The organism is Streptomyces sp. NPDC102437, assembly GCF_044765565.1.
Taxonomy (GTDB): domain Bacteria; phylum Actinomycetota; class Actinomycetes; order Streptomycetales; family Streptomycetaceae; genus Streptomyces.
On the sequence record NZ_JBIWKI010000002.1, the window covers coordinates 217,944 to 239,909 of the forward strand.

Below are 21,966 nucleotides of genomic sequence, written 5' to 3' on the forward strand. Positions count from 1 at the left end.
AGCTGGCATGTCCACCCATGCCTGCTCACGCGCGTCCGAAGGGCCCCACCACCATGCCCACCCCACCCCCACCCCTCGCCGGAACCACCACCGGCCCCGCCGCCCTGCGCCCCCTCATCGACACCGTCCTCACCGCACTCCACGACGGAGCCCACCGACGCGACGGCCCCCTCCCCGCAGGCGGCCCCGACGCCGTCACCCCACGGACGCGCACCGCCACCCACCCCCTCATCCCCGACCACGGCACCGGCCCCCACCACGCCCTGCGCACCCTCGTCACCGCCCTCACCGAAGGCGCCGCAGACCCCGCAGACCCCCTCTGCACCGCCCACCTCCACACCCCACCCCTAGCCCTCGCCGCCGCAGCAGACCTCGCCGCCTCCGCCCTCAACCCCTCCATGGACTCCTGGGACCAGGCCCCCGCAGCCTCCGCCCTCGAAGCCGACACCACCGCCGCCCTCGCCGCCGAGATCTACCCCCACCAACCCACCCCCGACGCCCTCATCACCACCGGCGGCACCGAATCCAACCAACTCGCACTCCTCCTCGCCCGCGAACGCAACGGCCCCGTACAGACCATCCGCGGAGCCAACGCCCACCACAGCATCACCCGCGCCGCCTGGCTCCTCGGCCTCCCCGAACCCATCGTCATCCCCGCCCCCACCGGCACCATGGACCTCACCGCACTGCAAGAAGCCCTCACCCGACACGACCGCCCCCGCCGCCCCCTTCTCGTAACCGCCACCGCAGGCACCACCGACACCGGCCGCATCGACCCACTCCCCGCCATCGCAGACCTCTGCACCACCCACGGCGCCGAACTCCACATCGACGCCGCCTACGGCGGCCCCCTCCTCTTCAGCCCCACCCACCGAGACAAGATCCACGGCCTCGACCGCGCCCACAGCGTCACCATCGACCTGCACAAACTCGGCTGGCAACCCGCACCCGCAGGCATCCTCGCCGTCCCCCACCGACACCACCTCGCCCCCCTCCGCCACCAAGCCCCCTACCTCAACGCCGACGACGACACCGAAGCCGGCCTCCCCGACCTCCTCGGCCGCTCCCTGCGCACCACCCGACGCCCCGACGCCCTCAAGATCGCCGTCACCCTCCAAGCCCTCGGCCGCACCGGACTCGCCGACCTCGTCGACCGCACACTCACCACCGCCCACCACCTCGCCGACCTCATCACCGAAAACCCCACCCTCGACCTCTACGACCGCCCCACCATCAGCACCGTCCTCTTCCGTCCCACCGGCACCGACGACAAAACCGTCGCCACCATCCGCCGCACCCTCCTCACCCGCGGCCAAGCCGTACTCGGCCGCGCCCACACCGACAACCACCTCTGGCTCAAAGCCACCCTCCTCAACCCCCACACCACCCCCCAACACCTGCGCACACTCCTCGACCTCGTCACCCAACTCACCCACGAACTCGCGGAAGGCAACACCCCCCGATGACCGACCACCCCACCCCCCACACCGACCAGCCACACGACCTCATCGGCATCGGCATCGGCCCCTTCAACCTCTCCCTCGCCGCCCTCGCCCACGGCGCACCCGCCAACCCCCACCCCCTCAACACCGCCTTCTACGAACAACGCCCCGCCTTCCACTGGCACCCTGGCCTCCTCATCGACGGAGCCAGCCTCCAAGTCCCCTTCCTCGCCGACCTCGTCACCCTCGCCGACCCCGCCAGCCCCTGGACCTTCCTCAACTACCTCCGCAGCCGCGACCGCCTCTTCCCCTTCTACTTCGCCGAGCGCTTCCACATCCAACGCGCCGAATACGACGCCTACTGCCGCTGGGTCACCGACCAACTCCCCGGCCTCCACTTCAGCCACCAGGTCGACGCCGTCCGCTGGAACAACCAACGCGAACTCTTCGAAATCGACTTCACCCAACTCGACAGCGACGGCGAAGCCGAAGCACTCGGCCGCGCCCACACCCGCAACATCGCCCTCGGCATCGGCACCGAACCCCACATCCCCGAATTCTTCAAACCCCTCACCGAAGCCGAGAACACCCCCGTCATCCACTCCGCCGACTACCTCCACCACCGCCAGGAACTCCTCCAAGCCCCCCACATCACCGTCATCGGCTCCGGACAGTCCGGCGCCGAAATCTTCCTCGACCTCCTCCGCGCCCGCCCCCAAGGCCACGAAAACCTCCACTGGCTCGCCCGAACCGAAGCATTCGCACCCATGGAGTACTCAAAACTCGGCCTCGAACACTTCACCCCCGACTACAGCCGCTACTTCCACGCCCTCCCCGAAGCCGTACGCGACGAACTCGTCCCCCACCAATGGCAACTCCACAAAGGCATCGACGCCGACACCATCGCCGCCATCCACGACGAGCTCTACCGCCGCACCCTCCACGGCGGCTGGCCCGACACCACCCTCACCCCCGGCGTCTCCGTACGCACCGCAGGACGCGTCGCCAACACCCGCATCGAACTCCACCTCGAACACACCCAGCAGAACACCCGCTCCCGCCTCACCACCGACGCCGTCGTCCTCGCCACCGGCTACCGCGAACGCTCCCTCGACCGCATCCTCACCGGACTCGACCCCTACATGCGCCGCGACGCCTCCGAACGCCCCCGCATCGACGACCGGTACCGCCTCGTCCTCGACCCCACCGTCACCGGAAACGTCTACGTACAGAACGCCGAACGACACACCCACGGCGTCGGCGCCCCCGACCTCGGACTCGCCGCCTGGCGCAGCGCCACCATCCTCAACGACCTCACCGGCACCAACCCCTACCCCCTCCCAGAACGCACCGCCTTCACCACCTTCGGCCTCACCCCCCAGGGCCCACACCTCCCCACCCGCACCCCCGACCTCATCCCCCTCGCCCGGAACACCTGACACACCCGCGCCCACACACACCGGCACCCACACACCCCCACACAGAAGGCGGCCGCCCTCCCGAAGGAGAAGACGGCCGCCCACCCACAACCAACCGGCTAGAACACCGGCGTACCCTCACGCGTCAGCCGCCAGTCCACCGAAGCGAACTGCGCACCATCCACCGAACCCTTCGCCTGCACCCAGGAAATGATCGTGTTACGGATCTCCTCCGAATTCGCCCACAACTGCTTGGCACCCGCAACATGCGGGAAGTTACCACCACCACTGGCCCGATAATTGTTCACCGCCAGCACGAACTCGGCCGCCGGATCGATCGGCTTCCCCCTGAACGAAAGATTCACGATCCGCGAACCATTCGGCTTCGCGATATCAATCTCGTACGTCAGACCCGACACCGCGTCATAGTTGTAATCCGGAGTGTTGTCCGCATTCGTCAACCTCGCCGTGTCCACCGGCGCACCCACCGCAGTCTGCACGTAATACCGCGCCGAGAACTCCAGATAGTCCTTCAGCTGAGCACCGGTCAGCAACCGCGCCTCAAGCGTGTTCTCGAACGGATACAGGCCCGCCGCATCCTTGATCGTCACATTCCCGGCCGGAATCTGCGCCGTACGCGAGAAACACGACGCCTGCGACAGCACCGGAAGCGCCGCATACGCACCACCCGCCAACGCCGCCTTCACCGTCTCCGCCTGAACCACATTGATCAGATCAATGATCGGCTCGTCCTTCCACGCCGCCTCCGCCGTCGTCATCGCCGCCGTCGACGTACCGATCACCTGATTGACGTACGCCACAACCTTCTTGTGCTCATCCGCCAACAGCCCCGTGATCTCCGGATCCTCCGCCACGGTGTTGGAGTTCAGCACCTGCGAACCCGCCTTCTCCACCACCCAACGACCCTTCTCCCACACCAGATCGAAGTCGAACAGCGTCAACCGCTGACCCCACTTCAACGGCTCCGAGAGCACCACCTTCTTGCCGGTCTGCTTGTTCTCCACGAAATACTCGGGAATCTCCTGGTGCGCATGCCCCACAAGAATCGCATCGATCCCCGGAACCTGCTCCGCCACCAGACCGGCAGCGTTCTCCACATACGGGATCTGATCACCGTACGACGACGTCCCACTGCTACCCGAATGCGCCGAAACAATCACCACATCCGCACCCATCGAACGAAGCCGCGGCACAAACTTCGCCGCCTGCTCCTCCAGCCCCGGGAACACCATCTTCCCGCTCACATTCGCCTTGTCCCAGATGGCGATCCCAGGATTCGTCAGACCCAGGATCGCAACCTTCACATCCGGCCCGTGCGGAGTACGCATCCGCTTGATGACATACGGGGCGAACGCCGGCCGCAACGTCTTCGCATCCAACGCGTTCGCACCCAGCAGCGGGAAATCACACTGCTCCTCGAACTTCCGCAGCACCGGAATGCCGTAGTTGAACTCGTGGTTGCCGAGCGCCGCGGCGTCATACCCGATCGCGTTCATCGCCTGAGCCATCGGATGCACCGGACCACGCTTCGCCGTGATCGGATCGATCTTCGCGTAGTAGTACGACAACTGGGTGCCCTGGATCGTGTCACCCGCATCGATCATCAACGTGTTGTGACGACCCCTCTCCCGGCGCACCTGATCCACCAGCGTCGAGATCTTCGCCAGACCCACATCGTTGTGCGCCTTGTCGTCGAACTCCTTGTCCGTGAAGTAGTCCCAGTTGAAGACGTTCCCGTGCAGATCGGTGGTGCCCATCACCGTGAACGAGTACCGCTTCGGCGGACGCCCGTGCCCATGACCACCACCGTGCGCCGACGCAGGCACCCCGGAGGCCCCCGCGATCGCCACACCCGCACCGGCAGCCGCCGATGTGCCCAGGAACGTCCTACGGTTCAGCGGCATTTCGTCTCCCACATCTCAGTTCTCACACAGCTCGGTTCACGCACGACACGGCTCCCCGACAACAAGGACCACCGCGCACAACGCGCGTAGATTCTGACCCAGGAGCCACACCACGCAACACCCCTCGCGGGTTTCGATCTGATGACCGCCTGCCGTCGGACCGTTGTCCGACCCGGATGCAACAGTGGACCCATGACCGATACCCCACCGTCCTACGGCACCCCCGAACACCCCCGCGTCGCCGTCCGAGGCGAAGCCCGCCTCCAGGTCGACCCCGAAACCGCCCGCCTCACCATCACCGTCACCGCCCGCGGCAAGGACCGCCGCAACGCCCTCGAAGACCTCACCCGCCGAAACAGCCGCGTACTCGAACTCGCACGCTCCTACGGACAAGCCATGGAGAAACTCGAAACCGGCGCATTCTCCATCACGCCCGAACTCACCCAGAAGGGCCGCAACGAACAAATCCACGCCTACCACGGCCGCGTCCACATCACCGCAGTCCTCAACGACTTCACCGCACTGGGCGAATTCACCACCAAAATCGCCGACCTCGACATGACCCGCGTCAACGGCCCCTGGTGGGGGCTGCGCCCCGACTCACCCGCCCACGCCACCGCCCGCCGCCAAGCCGTCCACGAAGCCGTCCAACGAGCCCGCGAATACGCCGACGCCCTCGGCGCCCACCTCACCGCACTCGTCGAAATCGCCGACCTCGGCGCGGAGAACACCGCCCCGACCGCCCTGCCCACGCCCGCCGCCCCGCGCGGCAGAGCCGGCTACGGCGGAGCAGCGCCCGAAACGGCCCCCGCCCTCGACCTGGAACCACAACGCCAGACGGTCTACGCCCAGGTCAACGCCCGCTTCATCATGTCACCGCCGAAACTGTGAAAAGAAATGCTCATCCGAGCACCCCGCCGCACAGTTCAACACTTGTCAAAAACCCTTCATCCAAAGGTCGTTGAGCGGTCACGACACACTGAATAACTACCCGTAGGTAAGGTCTAGGGTCGAACCATGCGCCGAGCAAAAATCGTCTGTACCCTGGGCCCCGCCGTCGACACATACGACCAGATCAAGGCATTGGTCGAAGCGGGAATGGACATCGCCCGCCTCAACCTCAGCCACGGCACCTACGCCGAACACGAAGAGCGCTACCACCACGTACGCAAGGCCTCCGACGAGACCGGACGCAGTGTCGGCATCCTCGCCGACCTTCAAGGCCCGAAGATCCGCCTGGGACGCTTCCTCGAAGGCCCCGTACTCCTTGAACGCGGCGACACCTTCACCATCACCGTCGAACCCGTCGAAGGCGACCGTCACACCTGCGGCACCACCTACGACGGCCTCGCCGCCGACGTCACCCCCGGCGAACGCATCCTCGTCGACGACGGCCGCGTCACCCTCGAAGTCACAGAAGTCGACGGCCCCCGCGTCCACACCACCGTCATCGAAGGCGGCATGGTCTCCGACCACAAGGGCCTCAACCTCCCCGGCGTCGCCGTCTCCGTCCCCGCACTCTCCGAGAAGGACATCGAAGACCTCCGCTGGGCACTGCGCACCGGCGCCGACATCATCGCCCTCTCCTTCGTCCGCAGCGGACGCGACATCGAGGACGTCCACCGCATCATGGACGAGGAGGGCCGCCGCCTCCCCGTCATCGCCAAGGTGGAGAAGCCCCAGGCCGTCGACAACATCGACGGCATCGTCGCCGCCTTCGACGGCATCATGGTCGCCCGCGGCGACCTCGGCGTCGAAATGCCGCTGGAGCAGGTGCCGATCGTCCAGAAGCGCGCGATCAAGCTCGCCAAGCGCAACGCCAAGCCGGTCATCGTCGCCACCCAGATGCTCGACTCGATGATCGACAACTCCCGCCCCACCCGCGCCGAGGCCTCCGACGTGGCCAACGCCGTCATCGACGGCACGGACGCGGTGATGCTCTCCGGCGAGACCAGTGTGGGCAAGTACCCCGTCGAGACGGTCCGCACGATGTCCCGCATCGTCGAGGCCGCCGAGGAAGACATCCTCACCAAGGGCCTTCCGCCCCTGACCGACCGCAACAAGCCCCGCACCCAGGGCGGCGCGGTGGCCCGCGCGGCGGCCGAGATGGGCGACTTCCTGGGCGCGAAGTTCCTGGTCGCCTTCACCCAGAGCGGCGACACGGTCCGCCGCCTCTCCCGCTACCGCTCACCCATCCCGCTCCTCGCCTTCACCCCGGACCCGGCCACCCGCTCCCAGCTGAACCTGACCTGGGGCGTCGAGACCTTCCTCGGCCCGGAGGTGGACTCGACGGACGCGATGGTCGCCCAGGTCGACGAGGAGCTGCTGAGGATCGGCCGCTGCGAGAAGGGCGACGTCGTGGTCATCACGGCCGGCTCCCCGCCGGGCGTCCCCGGCTCGACGAACCTGGTGCGGGTGCACCACATCGGCGAGGACGACAGCCCGACGTAGGCCGGTCGTCAGTACTTCGGCCCGACGTGGGCGTCCATCAGCGCGACGGACGCCCGTCGGGCGACGGAGATGTTCCGTTTGTTGGCCTGCCTCCACTGAACGCCTACGAGGTCGAGGGTGTCGGTGAAGAGTCCCAGGATGTCGGCTGACAAGTTGGTGAAGAAGTACCGGGGGTACTCGTAACGTTTTCGTTGGCCTCCGATGAGCCTCGTGGTCCAGTTGGTGACCCGGCATCCGTCGGAGTGGATCAGACCGCGGATGAAATCCCAGGGCTGGGCACGCACGATCTGCTGTTGCCAGGGCTCGAGAGAGATCGTGCGCTCGTGCTTCTTGCCGGGACCGTGCTGGGGGAAGAGGCACGGCCAGTGCTTGCTGTAGCAGGTCACGTTCTGGCAGCCCTGACGCTGAACTCGGAACACCTTGTTGCCGGGGCGCACGAGCTGCATGGCTTCGGCGCAAGAATCGATGAGACCCGGCCAGCTGTCGGCACAGGCGATGCGGAGGAAATACACGCCCCTCTTGCTGGAGCTGATGCAGCCGTCCCCGAGATAGAGGCCCAGCAAGTAGGCGTATGCAGCGGGGGCTTCAGGGTCACTCGGCATGTCGCTGCACCGCGGACAGTCCGCAGCGCACCCCCTGCCGTGGGGATCTGTTCGTGTCTGCCACGAACGGATTGCGGCGCGCGAGATGCCGGTCTGCTTGCTCACGGAGTTCTTGCTGAAACCCTGCGCGACGAGGGCCAGAGCGCGCTTGCGCGTATCAAGGTCGTACACCAGGCCGAGCCTGCCCGGCACCCAGGCAACCTGGAGACGGAACAAGCCGGCATTCACACGTTCCCGTGAAGCCCAGCCATTCTTCGGCGGCCTTGGAATCGAAGGAAAAGTACCCCGAGTCGGACTCGAACCGACACTGTATGGGTTTTGAATCCATTGTCTCTAACCAATTGGACTACCGGGGCTCGCTGAATCGTTGGTTTCCCTCGACCCGCTGCCCGACCACCTTACCGCAGCTGGGTAGGCTCTTGGCAGCAGTACCCCTGCCTTGATCAAGGAGCCCCGTGACCACGCCCGAGTCGCCCCAGCCCGCCGACGACGACAAGTCGCACGTTCCGCCGCTGACGACTCGCGTCGTCATCGCCGAGGACGAGGCGCTCATCCGTCTCGACCTCAAAGAGATGCTGGAGGAAGAGGGCTACGCGGTCGTCGGCGAGGCCGGGGACGGGCAGCGGGCCGTCGAGCTGGCTCGGGAGCACCGGCCGGATCTGGTGATCCTCGATGTGAAGATGCCGGTTCTCGACGGGATCTCCGCCGCGGAGAAGATCGCCGAGGAGTCCATCGCGCCGGTCCTGATGCTCACCGCGTTCTCGCAGCGTGATCTCGTCGAGCGGGCCCGGGACGCCGGGGCGATGGCGTATCTGGTGAAGCCGTTCAGCAAGAGCGACGTGGTGCCGGCCATCGAGATGGCGGTGTCGCGGTTCGCGGAGCTGAAGGCGCTGGAGAGCGAGGTCGCGGACCTCGCGCAACGGCTGGAGACGCGGAAGCTGGTGGACCGGGCGAAGAGCATTCTGCAGACGGATTACGGGCTCTCCGAGCCGGCCGCGTTCCGGTGGATCCAGAAGACGTCGATGGACCGGCGGCTGTCGATGCAGCAGCTGGCCGAGGCGTTGATCGAGGACGCCGAGGAGAAGAAGAAGGCGGCCGAGTAGGCCGTACGCGAGCGGGTACGAAGAAGGCCCGCGTCCCGGATGTCCGGGGCGCGGGCCTTTCTCGTGGGCGTCAGTCCTCGCCGAGGTAGGCCTTGCGGACGGACTCGTCGTGGAGCAGGTCCGCGCCGGTGCCGGAGAGGACGATCTTGCCGACCTCCATGACGTGGCCGTGGTCCGCGAGGGAGAGGGCCGCCTGGGCGTTCTGCTCGACGAGCAGGATGGTGGTGCCCTGGGCCTTGAGTTCGACGATGGTCTCCATGATCTTCTGCATCATGATCGGGGAGAGGCCCATGGAGGGTTCGTCGAGCATCAGGAGCTTGGGCTGGCACATGAGGGCCCTGCCCATGGCGAGCATCTGCTGTTCGCCGCCCGAGAGGGTCCCGGCGGCCTGCTTCCGGCGTTCCCCGAGGATGGGGAAGAGGTCGTAGGCGCGCTGGATGTCCTTCTCGATGCCCGCCTTGTCGTTGCGGAGGTAGGCGCCGAGCTGGAGGTTCTCGGTGATGGTGAGCCGGGGGAAGATGTGGCGTCCCTCGGGGGAGTGGGCCAGGCCCAGGGAGACGACCTTGTGCGCGGGTACGTCGTTGAGCGGTTTGCCGTCGAAGACGATGTGGCCGCCGGCCGGTTTGAGCAGGCCGGAGAGGGTGCGCAGGGTGGTGGTCTTGCCGGCGCCGTTGGTGCCGATGAGGGTGACGACCTGGCCGGCTTCGACGGTGAAGGAGATGCCCTTGACGGCTTCGATCTTGCCGTAGGCGACGCGGAGGTCCTCGACCTCCAGAAGTGCGGTCATCGGGTGTCCTCCTCCTCGGTGCTGGTGGTGGCTGTTTTCGCGGAGTCCTTCGCGGCGTCGGCTCCTGCGCCGGCTGAGGCTTCGGCTTCGGCGGCTTCGACCTCGGCGGCTTCTTCGGCGCCGGGGGCGCCTTCGAAGGGGGTGCCGAGGTAGGCGGCGACGACGCGTTCGTCGCTCTGGACTTCGGTCGGGGAGCCTTCGACGAGCTTTTCGCCCTGGACGAGGCAGGCGACGCGGTCGCAGAGGTTGAAGATGAACCGCATGTCGTGCTCGATGACGAGGACGGCGATGCCCTGGTCGCGGATGGCGAAGATGAGCTCTTCGGTGACGCGGGTTTCCTGCGGGTTCATGCCGGCGGTGGGCTCGTCGAGGAGGAGGAGTCCGGGGTCGCTGGCCAGCGCGCGGGCGATTTCCAGCTTGCGCTGGTCTCCGTAGGGGAGGTTGCGCGCGAGATGGTCGGCCTTGTCGGCGAGGCCGATGAACTCCAGGAGTTCCATGGCGCGTTCGCGGCTGGCGTTCTCGGCCTTGGTGAAGCCGGGGAGGCGCAGGAGGGCGGACCAGAGGCCTTCCTTGGTCCTGGTGTGGCGTCCGACGAGGACGTTTTCCAGGACGGTCATGTTGGCGAAGAGCCGGATGTTCTGGAAGGTGCGGGCGATGCCTGCCTGGGTGACGAGGTGGGGCTTGGGTGGCAGTACGGTGCCCTTGTAGCTGACCTTGCCCTCGGTGGGGACGTAGAGGCCGGTGAGGCAGTTGAAGAAGGTGGTTTTGCCGGCACCGTTGGGGCCGATGAGGCCGACGATCTCGCCGGCGTTGACGGTGAGGTCGACGTTGCGTACGGCGGTGAGGCCGCCGAAGCGCATGGTGACGCCGTTGGCGTCGAGGACGGTGGTGGCGGTCTTCGTGGTGGTCATGGTGGTCACGCCCCCGCCTTGGCGATGCCGGCGGCGGTCTCTTCGGACTGTCGCGGTTCGGGTACGTCGGGCTGGTCGTCGTTCTCGTGGAATTCGAGCTGCTTCCGGCGGTCGGCGACCAGTCCTTCGGGGCGCAGGCGCATCAGGAGGATGAGTGCGATGCCGAAGAGGAAGAGCTGGTAGTCCTGCATGAACTGGAGTTTGGCCGGGATGAGGTAGAGCAGTGCGGCGCCGATGAGGGGTCCGCTGAGGGTTCCCATGCCGCCGAGGATGACGGCGGCGAGGAGGAACGCGGAGTTGGGGGGTACGGAGCCGGCGAACTGGTACTGCTCGGGCGTCACGGTGTAGTTGACGTGGGCCTGGACGGTTCCGGCGAGTCCGGCGAGGGTGGCGCCGAGGGCGAAGGCGAGCAGTTTGAGCCGGAAGGCGTTGATGCCCATGGCGGTGGCTGCGGTTTCGTCTTCGCGGATGGCGACCCAGGCGCGGCCGATGCGGGATTCTCCGGAGCGGCGGAAGACGAGCACGACGACGGCGGTGAAGACGAGCATCAGCAGGTAGTAGTTGGCGGACCTGCCGAGGTCGAAGCCGAGGATGTTGTGCTTGAGGCCGAAGTCGAATCCGAAGAAGTTGAGGTCGGGGATGCTGGGGATGCCCTGGGAGCCGTTGGTGAGGTCGGGTCCGCTGTTGCCGTTGAGGTTGTTCACGGTGAGGCGGAAGATTTCACCGAAGCCGAGGGTGACGATGGCGAGGTAGTCGCCGCGTAGCCGCAGGGTGGGTGCGCCGATGAGTACGCCGAAGACGAGTGATGCTCCGGCGCCGGTGAGGACGGCGGCCCAGAAGGGGAATTCGACGCCGATGGCCGACATGGTGGAGCCGGAGACCAAAGCGGCGGCGTAGGCGCCGACGCCGAGGAAGGCGACGTATCCGAGGTCGAGGAGGCCGGCGAGGCCGACGACGACGTTGAGGCCGAGTGCGACGGTGCCGAAGATGAGGATGTTGGCGCCGACGAGCGCGTATTCCTCTTTCTGCTGGGTGAAGGGGAAGCAGACGGCTGCGACGAGGGCGGCGGCGAGTGTGATGTTGCGGTGCTTCGCGGTCAGTGCGGTGAGGCGGGAGACGAGTCCGGCCCGGTGGAGTGCGGTGAAGGCGAAGCCGACGGTGATGAGGAAGCCGATGAAGAGTTCGGTGTAGTCGGTGTCGATGCCGTAGGCGAAGACGTACAGGCCGATGCCGAACGCGGCGACGATGATGAGGATTTCGGCCCAGGAGGGGAGGGCCTTGGGGCGGGGGGCCTGGGGTGCGCCGAGGCTGTTGCGGAAGCGCTGCCAGGCGGTGGCCCCGGTGTCGGTGAGGGGCTGGTCGCCGGGGAGGCCGAGTGCGGTGATGGCGGCGATGAGTGCGCCGATGCCGCTGACCCAGGCGCCGGGTTCGAAGTTGACGACGCCGCCGAGGTCGTAGGCGATGGCGCCCATGGTGTAGCCGGTGGTGCCGAGGGTGCCGAGGGCGAGGAGGCGGACGGGGCTGTTGGTGCCGCCGGGGGTGAGCCAGCGCAGGCCTCGGATGCCGTACCCGGAGAGCGTGAGGAGCAGGGTGAGTGCGGCGGCGATGAGGGTGAGGACCTGGAGGCCGCCGGGGTAGCCGGTGACGGTGAGGTCGCCGGGGAATTCGTCGGTCCAGGTCCAGGCGAGGAAGGTGCCGGCGAGGGCGACGACGGAGCCGACAACGGTGCCGATGCGGGCCGCGGCGGCGGGGATCGGCAGGAAGGCGGGGCCGGGGGCGGTGGTGTGGTTGGTGGTCATCCGTATCACGCCCGATCCGCGACGCGTTCGCCGAGCAGGCCCTGTGGGCGGAGCAGCAGGACGATGATGAGGAGGACGAAGGCCCATACGTCCTTCCAGGCGCCGCCGCCGAAGAGTTCCATGCCGGGGACGTTGCTCATGTAGCCGGTGGCGAGGGATTCGGCGATGCCGAGTACGACGCCGCCGAGCATGGCTCCGTAGATGTTGCCGATGCCGCCGAGCACGGCTGCGGTGAAGGCCTTGAGGCCCATGATGAAGCCCATTCGGAAGCCGATCTGGCCGTTCTTGAGCCCGTAGGCGACGGCGGCGACGGCGGCGAACGCGGCACCGATGGCGAAGGCCATGACGATGATGCGGTCGGTGTTGATGCCCATGAGCTTGGCGGTGTCGGGGTCCTGGCTGGTGGCCTGCATGCCGCGGCCGGAGCGGGTCTTGGAGACGAAGAGTCCGAGGGCGAGCATGCAGATGGGTGCTGTGATGAGGACGAAGAGGTCACCGCGTTGGATGTGGGCGCCGAAGATGTCGATCGCTTCGCCCTTGAACTGGGGGAAGGGATGGTCCTTCTTGGCGTCGGGGTACCACTTCCAGATGGCCTGCTGGAGTGCGAGGGAGAGTCCGATCGCGGTGATGAGCGGGGCCAGTCGTGGGGCGGTGCGCAGGGGCCGGTAGGCGAAGCGTTCGGCGGCTGCGCTGACGGCGACGGAGCATATGACGCCGCCGATGATCATGAGGGGGATGATCGCGAGGAGGGAGACGCCGGCCGGCATCCAGAGGTACACGGTGAGAGCTCCGAAGCCTCCGATCATGAAGATCTCGCCGTGGGCGAAGTTGATGAGCTGGATGATTCCGTAGACCATCGTGTAGCCGATCGCGATGAGACCGTACATCGCGCCGAGGATGAGTCCATTGGCCAGCTGTTGCGGCAGTTCGTTCACCGCAGGGCCTCCGTGGAGTGGTTCGGATATGGCACCGCGCGGGGGCGCTGGTGGCGCTCCCGCGCGGTCTGGTGTGGGTCAGGCGTGGCCCGGGGAGCTTGTTACGGCTTGTAGGCCTCGCTGAGCTTGGAGGTCCACTTGCCGCCGTTGACCTGGTAGGCGGTCATCATGGTGTTGGTGGTGTCGCCGTACTCGTCGAAGGAGACGGGGCCGGTGACGCCGTCGAACTTGACCTTGGCCATGGCCGCGAGGACCTTGGTGCGGGCGTCGTCGCCGGTGGGGAGCTTGCCGCCGTTGTCGGCGACGGCGATCTTGACGGCTTCGATGATCGACCAGGTGGCGTCGTAGGTGCCGCCGCCGTAGGCCTCGTAGGCGTCCTTGTATCCGGCGGTCTTGTAGTCCGCGATGAACTTCTTGGCGGAGTCGAGCTCCTCGACGGGCTTGCCGACGGAGGTGGCGATGTCGCCCTGGGCCTTCTTGTTGAGCTTGATGAAGTCGGCGCTGTACATGCCGTCGCCGCCCATGAGGGGGATCTGGACGCTGTCCTTGAGCTGCTGGCTCAGGGGTGCGCCGGCGGGGTACTCGCCGCCGTAGTAGACGGCCTTGGCGCCGGACTTCTTGACCTTGGTGACGACGGCGTTGAAGTCGCGGTCGTCGGGGTTCACGTGGTCGGAGCCGACGATCTTGCCGCCGAGGGTGGTGAAGGTGTTCTTGAAGGATGCGGCGAGACCGGCGCCGTAGGGCTTCTGGTCGTCGATGAGGTAGACCTGCTTGATCTTCGCGTTGTTGTAGAGGTACTTCGCCGCGAAGGCGCCCTGGATCTGGTCCGTGGTGGCGGTGCGGAAGTAGGTCTTGTAGGGGCGCTTCTTGTCGCCGGTCTTCCAGTTCTCGCCCTGGGTGAGCTCGGTGCCGGTGTTGGCGGGGGAGACCTGGGTGAGGTTGGCGTCGTTGAGCGGCTTCTGCATCGACTGGGAGACGCCGGAGTTCAGCGGGCCGACGACGCCGACGACGGTGTCGTCGTCGATGAATTTCTGGGCGTTCTGCTGGCCCACGGAGGGCTGGGCCTGGTCGTCGAGCGGCTTGACCTCGAATTTGATGCCCGGGACGGTGTTTTCCTTGTTGGCCGTCTTGGCGGCGAGGTCGGCGGAGTTCTTGATGCCGAGGCCGAGGGCGGACAGGTCACCGGTGATCGGTGCGTCGACGCCGATGACGACGGTCTGGGTGCCGCCGCCGTCGCTGCTCTTCTTGCTGTCGTCGCGCGACCCGCAGGCGGTGAGGGTGAGTGCTCCGGTCGTGAGCACGGTGGTGAGTATGAGCAAAGAACGGTGTCGCACGAAAGGTCCTTTCCCTGGCGCGGCCTCCTCTGCTTGAGGTGCCGTGACGTTCGCCGGGCCGTACTGGGTGGTACAGGGGCGTGCTGCAGATGTGCCCGGCGGCGCGGTGACTGGCGGTGACTCTAGGCGCAGGTGTGGGGGTCCGGGATGGGTCCGCCGCAGGATGTGACTGTCTTGTTATGCCGTTGAGGAAGGCTTGAGGTGGCTGTGCGGACATGTACGGCTTTTTACCGGACGGTGAAGTGACCGCATGCTGAGAACGTGCAGCTCTGCTAAGGGGCTTGAGTCGATCATGCTGCTGTCGCGCGAGGTGGGGCGGGGTGTGGTGCGCGAGGGCGTGGTGAGGTGCCCGGCGGCTGTGCGGCCGGGTGGGTGGGGTCGCGTCGGGGTGTCCGCGGACCGGGCGGCGATTACGCACTGTCACATCGGCGGTGATGTGATCGACGCGGTGTGGTGTATGTGGGGTGCCGAGTGGGCCATGCAACGCGGTTGCTGGTCAAGGGCGTTGGCGCATTTGGTCGCCAACTGTGCTTGGTGTGGCGGTGGTTGTGGGTGGGTATGGCGCTGCCCGGCCGGATTGTGTTCTGGCCGGGCAGTGGTGTCGTGGTGTGCTGTGCGGTGTGTTCCGGTCCGTCAGGCGGCTTCGGGGCGGGGGGCGTCGCGGAGTAGGCAGGTCAGGCGTGCGGTGCAGACCCGCTTGTCCTGTTCGTCGGTGATGGTGATCTCGTAGGTGGCGGTGGAGCGGCCGCGGTGTACGGGGGTGGCGACGCCGGTGACGAGTCCGCTGCGCACGCCGCGGTGGTGGGTGCAGTTCAGGTCGACGCCGACGGCGAGCTTGCCGGCGCCGCCGTGGAGCATGGAGCCGACGGAGCCGAGTGTCTCGGCGAGTACGGCGGAGGCGCCGCCGTGCAGCAGTCCGTAGGGCTGGGTGTTGCCCTCGACGGGCATGGTGCCCACGACGCGGTCCGCGGAGGCTTCGACGATGGTGACGCCCATGCGTTCGCCGAGGTGGCCGGCGGAGAAGAGCGCGGGCAGGTCGACGCCGAGGGCGGCGTACTCGTCGATGATCTCCTGGGGGAACTTGGGTGCGGTGTGCTCGCCCATGGGTCCGGCTCCGATCGTCTGCGATGGTTCACTGCTTCATTGCTGTGTGCATCGTTCTTATCAGACGACTGAGCGGACGCTTAGGGGCTGTGGGGTCGGTCACTCGGTCCGGTCCGCGGTGGTGTTCTCGAAGCGGACGACGACGGACTTGCTGGCCGGGGTGTTGCTGGTGTCGGCGGTGGAGCCGAGGGGGACCAGCACGTTGGTCTCGGGGTAGTAGGCGGCGGCGCAGCCCCGGGCGGTGGGGTAGTGCACGACGCGGAAGCCGGGGGCCCGGCGCTCCACACCGTCCTTCCACTCGCTGACGAGGTCGGTGTACGCGCCGTCGGTCAGGCCGAGGGCGTGGGCGTCCTCGGGGTTGACCAGGACGACGCGGCGTCCGCCCTTGATGCCGCGATAGCGGTCGTCGAGGCCGTAGATGGTGGTGTTGTACTGGTCGTGGGAGCGCAGGGTCTGCAACAGCAGTCTGCCTTCGGGGAGTTCGGGGTATTCGACGGGGGCGGCGGTGAAGTTGGCCTTGCCGGTCGTGGTGGGGAAGCGGCGTTCGTCGCGGGGGGCGTGCGGGAGGGTGAAGCCGCCGGGGCGTGCGACGCGGGCGTTGAAGTCCTCGAAGCCGGGGACGACGCGGGAGATGCGGTCGCGGATCGTCGCGTAGTCCTTCTCGAACTCTTCCCAGGGGGTGCGTGATCCGGGGCCGAGGACGGCGCGTGCGAGGCGGGCGACGATGGCGGGTTCGGAGAGCAGGTGGGGGCCGACGGGGGCGAGGTTGCCGCGTGAGGCGTGGACCATGCTCATGGAGTCCTCGACGGTGACGAACTGCTTGCCGCTCGCCTGGACGTCCTTGTCGGTACGGCCCAGTGTCGGCAGGATCAGTGCGCGGGTGCCGGTGACGGCGTGCGAGCGGTTGAGTTTGGTGGAGACGTGGACGGTGAGGCGGGCACGGCGCATCGCGGCCTCGGTGACGTCGGTGTCGGGGGTGGCGGCGACGAAGTTGCCGCCCATGGCGAAGAAGACCTTGGCGTCGCCGTCGCGCAGGGCCTGGATGGAGCGGACGACGTCGTAGCCGTGGTGGCGCGGTGAGGTGATCCCGAATTCCGCGTCGAGGGCGTCGAGGAAGGCGGGTGCGGGGCGCTCGAAGATGCCCATGGTGCGGTCGCCCTGCACGTTGGAGTGGCCGCGGACCGGGCAGACCCCGGCGCCGGGGCGGCCGATGTTGCCCCTCAGGAGCAGGAAGTTGACGACCTCGCGGATGGTCGGCACGGAGTGCTTGTGCTGGGTGAGGCCCATGGCCCAGCAGACGATGGTGCGTTTCGAGGCGAGGACCATGGCCAGGGCCTCTTCGATGGTCCGGCGGTCGAGGCCGGTGGCGGTGAGGGTCTCTTCCCAGTCGGCCTCGCGGGCGGCGGCGGCGAACTCCTCGTAACCGTGGGTGTGCTCCCGTACGAAGGTTTCGTCGACGGCGTCGTCGGTCTCCAGGATCATTTTGTTGAGGAGCCGGAAGAGGGCCTGGTCGCCGCCGATGCGGATCTGGAGGAAGAGGTCGTTGAGCGCGGCGCCCTTGATCATGCCGAGCGGGGTCTGCGGGTTCTTGAACCGCTCCAGGCCGGCTTCGGGGAGCGGGTTCACCGAGATGATCTTCGCTCCGGCCGATTTGGCCTTCTCCAGGGCGGAGAGCATGCGGGGGTGGTTCGTGCCGGGGTTCTGCCCGGCGACGATGATCAGGTCCGCCTGGTGGAGGTCCTCCAGCGAGACGCTGCCCTTGCCGATGCCGATGGTCTGAGTCAGCGCGGAGCCGGAGGACTCGTGGCACATGTTGGAGCAGTCGGGGAGGTTGTTGGTGCCGAATTCGCGGGCGAACAGCTGAAGCAGGAACGCGGCCTCGTTGCTGGTTCGGCCCGAGGTGTAGAAGAGGGCCTCGTCGGGGGAGCCGAGGGCGCGCAGCTCCTCGGCGATGATGTCGAAGGCGCGCTCCCAGGTCACCGCCTCGTACCGGTCGGCACCCTCGGGGAGGTACATCGGCTGGGTGATCCGGCCCTGCTGGCCCAGCCAGTACCCGCTGCGGGTGGCGAGGTCGGCGACGGGGTGCGCGGTGAAGAAGTCGGGGGTGACCCGGCGCAGCGTCGCTTCCTCGGCGACGGCCTTGGCGCCGTTCTCGCAGAATTCGGCCGTGTGCCGCTTGTCGCCTTCGGGCCAGGCGCAGCCGGGGCAGTCGAAGCCGTTCTTCTGGTTGACCTTGAGGAGGGTCTGCGCGGTGCGCCGCATGCCCATCTGCTGCTGTGCGACGAGCAGGCTGTGGGCGACGGCGGGCAGCCCGGCGGCGGCGTGCTGGGCCGGCCCGATCCGCGGCGCGTCCTGGACCGGATCTCCTGTGGGCGGCTTGGTGGCCATTGCGTGCTCCCCTTTGAGCTGCCGGTGTTCCGCTTCAGATCCTGTCACGCGGCGCTGACACGTGGCACCGACGGGGAGAGGGTGTGCCGGGCCGGTCGGGAATGTCAGTGGTCCGTGGCAGGATCGGGGGCGTGGCTGAGACGGCATCGAAGAAGACGGCAGACAACCGACCGCGCCTGCTCCTGATGGACGGGCACTCCCTGGCGTACCGGGCGTTCTTTGCGCTGCCTGCGGAGAATTTCACGACAGGGTCGGGGCAGCCGACGAACGCGGTGTACGGCTTCGCGTCGATGCTCGCGAACACATTGCGTGACGAGGCGCCGACGCATTTCGCGGTGGCGTTCGACGTCTCCCGCAAGACCTGGCGCTCGCAGGAGTTCCCGGAGTACAAGGCGAACCGCTCGAAGACTCCGGACGAGTTCAGGGGGCAGGTCGAGCTGATCGGCGAGCTGCTGGACGCGATGCACGCGGACCGTTTCGCGGTCGACGGCTTCGAGGCGGACGACGTCATCGCCACGCTGGCCACGCAGGCCGAGGCGGCCGGCTTCGAGGTGCTGATCGTCACCGGTGACCGGGATTCGTTCCAGCTGATCACGGACGACATCACGGTGCTGTACCCGACGAAGGGCGTCTCGGAGCTGACGCGTTTCACCCCGGCGAAGGTCGAGGAGAAGTACGGGCTCACGCCGCAGCAGTATCCGGACTTCGCGGCGCTGCGCGGTGACCCGTCGGACAACCTGCCGGGCATCCCCGGTGTGGGTGAGAAGACCGCGGCGAAGTGGATCAACCAGTTCGGTTCGTTCGCCGAGCTGGTCGAGCGGGCCGAGGAGGTCAAGGGCAAGGCCGGGCAGAATTTCCGGGATCACCTGGACGCGGTGCGGCTGAACCGCAGGCTGACCGAGATGGTCCGTGACGTGGAGCTGCCGAAGACCCCGCAGGACCTGGAGCGTGCCCCGTACGACCGCACGGCGGTCACGGGCGTGCTGGACGTCCTGGAGATCCGTAACCCGAGCCTGCGCGAGCGGCTGCTGGCCGTCGACCCGGGCGCGGCCGAGGACGAGGCGCCGGTGCCCGCCGCGGGTGTCGAGCTGGACGGTGCGGTGCTGGGCGCCGGCGAGCTCGCGCCGTGGCTGGCCGAGCACGGCGGGCGGCCGCTCGGTGTGGCCACGGTCGACACCTGGGCGGTGGGCAGTGGCGCGGTCACCGAGGTCGCGCTGGCGGCGGCGGACGGGGCGGCGGCCTGGTTCGACCCGGCCGCGCTCGACGAGGCCGACGAGCAGGCGTTCGCCGCGTGGATCGGCGACGCGGACCGGCCCAAGGTCATGCACAACGCGAAGAGTGCGATGCGGGTCTTCCCGGAGCACGGCTGGCAGGTAGAAGGCGTCACGATGGACACCGCGCTGGCCGCTTATCTGGTCAAGCCCGGCCGTCGTTCCTTCGCGCTGGACGCGCTGGCGGTGGAGTACCTGGGCCGTGAGCTGGCTCCCGCCGCGGCGTCCGACGGGCAGCTGGCCTTCGGCGCGGACGATCAGGCCGAGGCCGAGTCCCTGATGGCGCAGGCCCGCGCGGTCCTCGACCTGGGCGACGCGTTCACCGCGCGGCTCGCGGAGGTCGGCGCGGCCGGGCTGCTGCACGACATGGAGCTGCCGACGTCCGCGCTGCTGGCCCGTCTGGAGCGGCACGGCATCGCCGCCGACCGGGCCCATCTGGAAGGCATGGAGCAGCAGTTCGCCGGTGCGGTCCAGCAGGCGGTGAAGGAGGCGCACGCCGCGGTCGGCCGTGAGTTCAACCTCGGCTCGCCCAAGCAGCTCCAGGAGGTCCTCTTCGGTGAGCTGGGCCTGCCGAAGACGAAGAAGACGAAGACCGGGTACACCACGGATGCCGACGCGTTGGCCTGGCTCGCCGCGCAGACCGAGCACGAGCTGCCGGTGATCATGCTGCGCCACCGTGAGCAGGCCAAGCTGCGGGTCACGGTCGAGGGCCTGATCAAGACGATCGCGGCGGACGGCCGTATCCACACCACGTTCAACCAGACCGTGGCGGCGACGGGCCGGCTCTCCTCCACCGACCCCAACCTGCAGAACATCCCGGTCCGTACGGACGAGGGCCGGGCCATCCGCCGCGGCTTCGTCGTCGGCGAGGGCTTCGAGACGCTGATGACGGCCGACTACAGCCAGATCGAACTGCGGGTGATGGCCCACCTCTCCGAGGACGCCGGCCTGATCGAGGCGTTCACCTCCGGCGAGGACCTGCACACCACGGTCGCCTCGCAGGTCTTCGGCGTCGACAAGTCGGCCGTCGACCCGGAGATGCGCCGCAAGATCAAGGCGATGAGCTACGGACTCGCGTACGGGCTCTCCGCGTTCGGCCTGTCCCAGCAGCTGAACATCGAGGCGGGCGAGGCGCGCGGCCTGATGGACACCTACTTCGAGCGGTTCGGCGGGGTGCGTGACTATCTGCACCGGGTGGTGGAGGAGGCCAGGACCACGGGATACACGGAGACGGTCTTCGGCCGCCGCCGCTACCTCCCCGACCTCAACAGCGACAACCGCCAGCGCCGCGAGATGGCCGAGCGGATGGCGCTCAACGCACCGATCCAGGGCACGGCCGCGGACATCGTCAAGGTGGCCATGCTCCAGGTCGACCGGGCGCTGACCGAGGCGAAGCTGAAGTCCCGGATGCTGCTCCAGGTCCATGACGAAATCGTGCTGGAGATCGCCGAGGGCGAGCGGGCGCGGGTGGAGGAGATCCTGCGCCACGAGATGTCGACGGCCGTGCAGTTGCGCGCCCCGCTGGATGTCTCGGTGGGCGTCGGCACGGACTGGGAGTCCGCGGCGCACTGACCGCGCGAGGGCGGCGGACGGGCGGGGGCATGCCGCCCCGGCCCGTCCCGGTATCCGGGTCAGGCGCGTTCGGCGACCGCGCGTTCGGCAGGGCGCGGTCGCCGCATCCGCAGCCGCATCCAGGCCCCGTACAGCACCAGACCCACCGCCAGCCCCGCCCCGGCCCCGAAGCAGGCGGTCGGGATGATGTCCAGCGGGGTGTCGATGTGCCCGAAGTACGCGTACCAGCGCGCGCACCGGTGGACGACGCCGAGCAGCAGGCAGACGCCCAGCAGCACCCCCGCCGCCCACCGGCCCCGCCGGTCCAGTACCGGCACCGACGGCGGGACCGGGCGAACGCCGGTCCCGCGCAGCCCCGACGCCGTGAACCAGGTGAGCACCGCCAGGGCCACCGCCGAACTGCCGTACTGCACCAGTTGGAACACCGGGAATCCGCCGACGCTCCCGTCGAGCACCGGCACCAGGCGCACACCCCACCGGTCGTGATGGGTGAAGGCGTCCCACAAGACATGGGTGGCGGCCCCGATCATCGCCGACACCACGAACCCCGCGGCCGCCCGGACACCCCGGGCCGCGGGCCGCCCCCGTACGAACGCGTGGACGCGCCCCTGCCAGCTGCCCGGCAGCAGCGCCACCAGCGGTTCGCGCAGCAGCAGCCACAACGCCACCACGGCCGCGGTGATCAGCACATCGACGGTGAACACACCCCACACCGAGTGGGTGACCTGCCCGAACTCCATGGCGCCGGGGATCGCGGTGTCCGCGTAGTACGTGATGTCGGGGGCGAACGAACCCGCGACGAGGGCCGAGGCGAACAGCGGCCCACGCGCCGTCCCGTCCCGCCGCATCCCGGGCAGCACGGCGGCGGCATGACTCAGTGTGAACGGCATGGCGGCAAGTATGCGTGAGCCGCCGAGGCCTGCC

Annotated in this window: 16 protein-coding genes and 1 tRNA gene; 6 read left to right on the plus strand and 11 right to left on the minus strand. The window is 68.0% G+C overall.

What is annotated here, in order from left to right:
• Nucleotides 1–53: 53 nt before the first annotated feature.
• Both ACIRJP_RS04300 and ACIRJP_RS04305 read left to right on the plus strand, forming a co-directional pair.
• A complete protein-coding gene (locus tag ACIRJP_RS04300) occupies nucleotides 54–1,466 on the plus strand; it encodes a pyridoxal phosphate-dependent decarboxylase family protein (protein ID WP_404167982.1) in 1,413 nt (470 codons plus the stop codon).
• Entirely contained in the window at nucleotides 1,463–2,881 is a 1,419-nt protein-coding gene (locus ACIRJP_RS04305) for a lysine N(6)-hydroxylase/L-ornithine N(5)-oxygenase family protein (protein WP_404167984.1), read from the plus strand. The genes ACIRJP_RS04300 and ACIRJP_RS04305 overlap by 4 nt, the downstream gene beginning before the upstream one ends.
• 98 nt (nucleotides 2,882–2,979) lie before the next feature.
• Here ACIRJP_RS04305 and ACIRJP_RS04310 read toward each other — a convergent pair whose 3' ends face one another.
• Nucleotides 2,980–4,785 (minus strand): bifunctional metallophosphatase/5'-nucleotidase, encoded by a 1,806-nt coding sequence (locus tag ACIRJP_RS04310; protein ID WP_404167986.1) that lies wholly within the window; start codon nucleotides 4,783–4,785, stop codon nucleotides 2,980–2,982.
• 192 nt (nucleotides 4,786–4,977) lie between these two features.
• Here ACIRJP_RS04310 and ACIRJP_RS04315 point away from each other — a divergent pair, with 192 nt between their 5' ends.
• Together ACIRJP_RS04315 and pyk are read left to right on the plus strand one after the other, a co-directional pair.
• The gene (locus tag ACIRJP_RS04315) at nucleotides 4,978–5,676 is read left to right on the plus strand and encodes an SIMPL domain-containing protein (RefSeq protein WP_404167988.1); all 699 of its coding nucleotides are present in this window, start codon (nucleotides 4,978–4,980) and stop codon (nucleotides 5,674–5,676) included.
• A gap of 126 nt (nucleotides 5,677–5,802) precedes the next feature.
• Nucleotides 5,803–7,236 carry a pyruvate kinase gene (gene pyk / locus ACIRJP_RS04320; protein ID WP_404167990.1) on the plus strand — a complete coding sequence of 478 codons (1,434 nt, stop codon included), beginning with the start codon at nucleotides 5,803–5,805 and terminating at the stop codon, nucleotides 7,234–7,236.
• Nucleotides 7,237–7,244: 8 nt separating this feature from the next.
• On the opposite strand, the gene ACIRJP_RS04325 is transcribed toward pyk, so the two are convergent.
• Nucleotides 7,245–8,009 (minus strand): transcriptional regulator, encoded by a 765-nt coding sequence (locus ACIRJP_RS04325; RefSeq protein WP_404168207.1) that lies wholly within the window; start codon nucleotides 8,007–8,009, stop codon nucleotides 7,245–7,247.
• A 110-nt stretch (nucleotides 8,010–8,119) separates the two neighbouring features.
• A tRNA-Leu gene (locus ACIRJP_RS04330) sits at nucleotides 8,120–8,194 on the minus strand.
• Nucleotides 8,195–8,293: 99 nt separating this feature from the next.
• Between ACIRJP_RS04330 and ACIRJP_RS04335 the strand changes: the two genes are divergently transcribed.
• Nucleotides 8,294–8,941: an ANTAR domain-containing response regulator gene (locus tag ACIRJP_RS04335; protein ID WP_072483131.1), complete on the plus strand. Its 648-nt coding sequence runs from the start codon at nucleotides 8,294–8,296 to the stop codon at nucleotides 8,939–8,941.
• A 70-nt stretch (nucleotides 8,942–9,011) separates the two neighbouring features.
• Here the strand turns inward: ACIRJP_RS04335 and ACIRJP_RS04340 are convergent, their stop codons facing one another.
• The 7 genes from ACIRJP_RS04340 to ACIRJP_RS04370 all read right to left on the minus strand — a co-directional run bounded on the left by ACIRJP_RS04340 (nucleotide 9,012) and on the right by ACIRJP_RS04370 (nucleotide 18,199).
• A complete protein-coding gene (locus ACIRJP_RS04340; protein ID WP_404167992.1) occupies nucleotides 9,012–9,728 on the minus strand; it encodes an ABC transporter ATP-binding protein in 717 nt (238 codons plus the stop codon).
• Nucleotides 9,725–10,648 (minus strand): ABC transporter ATP-binding protein, encoded by a 924-nt coding sequence (locus ACIRJP_RS04345; protein WP_404167994.1) that lies wholly within the window; start codon nucleotides 10,646–10,648, stop codon nucleotides 9,725–9,727. Before ACIRJP_RS04345 ends, ACIRJP_RS04340 begins: the two co-directional genes overlap by 4 nt.
• Nucleotides 10,645–12,438, minus strand: a complete 1,794-nt coding sequence (locus tag ACIRJP_RS04350; protein ID WP_404167996.1) for a branched-chain amino acid ABC transporter permease — start codon at nucleotides 12,436–12,438, stop codon at nucleotides 10,645–10,647. The genes ACIRJP_RS04345 and ACIRJP_RS04350 overlap by 4 nt, the downstream gene beginning before the upstream one ends.
• A gap of 5 nt (nucleotides 12,439–12,443) precedes the next feature.
• The gene (locus tag ACIRJP_RS04355) at nucleotides 12,444–13,373 is read right to left on the minus strand and encodes a branched-chain amino acid ABC transporter permease (RefSeq protein ID WP_329838832.1); all 930 of its coding nucleotides are present in this window, start codon (nucleotides 13,371–13,373) and stop codon (nucleotides 12,444–12,446) included.
• Between the two features lie 101 nt (nucleotides 13,374–13,474).
• Complete coding sequence (locus tag ACIRJP_RS04360) at nucleotides 13,475–14,692, minus strand: branched-chain amino acid ABC transporter substrate-binding protein (protein WP_404168209.1); 1,218 nt, start codon at nucleotides 14,690–14,692, stop codon at nucleotides 13,475–13,477.
• Between the two features lie 648 nt (nucleotides 14,693–15,340).
• Nucleotides 15,341–15,811: a PaaI family thioesterase gene (locus ACIRJP_RS04365; RefSeq protein WP_404167998.1), complete on the minus strand. Its 471-nt coding sequence runs from the start codon at nucleotides 15,809–15,811 to the stop codon at nucleotides 15,341–15,343.
• A 99-nt stretch (nucleotides 15,812–15,910) separates the two neighbouring features.
• Nucleotides 15,911–18,199, minus strand: a complete 2,289-nt coding sequence (locus tag ACIRJP_RS04370; protein WP_404168000.1) for an FdhF/YdeP family oxidoreductase — start codon at nucleotides 18,197–18,199, stop codon at nucleotides 15,911–15,913.
• A 131-nt stretch (nucleotides 18,200–18,330) separates the two neighbouring features.
• Here ACIRJP_RS04370 and polA point away from each other — a divergent pair, with 131 nt between their 5' ends.
• A complete protein-coding gene (polA, locus tag ACIRJP_RS04375) occupies nucleotides 18,331–21,042 on the plus strand; it encodes a DNA polymerase I (RefSeq protein WP_404168002.1) in 2,712 nt (903 codons plus the stop codon).
• Between the two features lie 59 nt (nucleotides 21,043–21,101).
• Here the strand turns inward: polA and ACIRJP_RS04380 are convergent, their stop codons facing one another.
• Complete coding sequence (locus tag ACIRJP_RS04380) at nucleotides 21,102–21,932, minus strand: DUF4184 family protein (RefSeq protein WP_404168004.1); 831 nt, start codon at nucleotides 21,930–21,932, stop codon at nucleotides 21,102–21,104.
• Nucleotides 21,933–21,966 lie beyond the last annotated feature (34 nt).

Excerpts from the sequence above, each read along its gene's own strand:
- ACIRJP_RS04370 (WP_404168000.1), bottom strand. The coding sequence starts at position 18,199 with ATGGCCACCAAGCCGCCCACAGGAGATCCGGTCCAGGACGCGCCGCGG.
- ACIRJP_RS04305 (WP_404167984.1), top strand. The coding sequence starts at position 1,463 with ATGACCGACCACCCCACCCCCCACACCGACCAGCCACACGACCTCATC.
- pyk (WP_404167990.1), top strand. The coding sequence starts at position 5,803 with ATGCGCCGAGCAAAAATCGTCTGTACCCTGGGCCCCGCCGTCGACACA.
- ACIRJP_RS04340 (WP_404167992.1), bottom strand. The coding sequence starts at position 9,728 with ATGACCGCACTTCTGGAGGTCGAGGACCTCCGCGTCGCCTACGGCAAG.
- ACIRJP_RS04315 (WP_404167988.1), top strand. The coding sequence starts at position 4,978 with ATGACCGATACCCCACCGTCCTACGGCACCCCCGAACACCCCCGCGTC.
- ACIRJP_RS04300 (WP_404167982.1), top strand. The coding sequence starts at position 54 with ATGCCCACCCCACCCCCACCCCTCGCCGGAACCACCACCGGCCCCGCC.
- ACIRJP_RS04365 (WP_404167998.1), bottom strand. The coding sequence starts at position 15,811 with ATGGGCGAGCACACCGCACCCAAGTTCCCCCAGGAGATCATCGACGAG.
- ACIRJP_RS04350 (WP_404167996.1), bottom strand. The coding sequence starts at position 12,438 with ATGACCACCAACCACACCACCGCCCCCGGCCCCGCCTTCCTGCCGATC.
- ACIRJP_RS04380 (WP_404168004.1), bottom strand. The coding sequence starts at position 21,932 with ATGCCGTTCACACTGAGTCATGCCGCCGCCGTGCTGCCCGGGATGCGG.
- ACIRJP_RS04310 (WP_404167986.1), bottom strand. The coding sequence starts at position 4,785 with ATGCCGCTGAACCGTAGGACGTTCCTGGGCACATCGGCGGCTGCCGGT.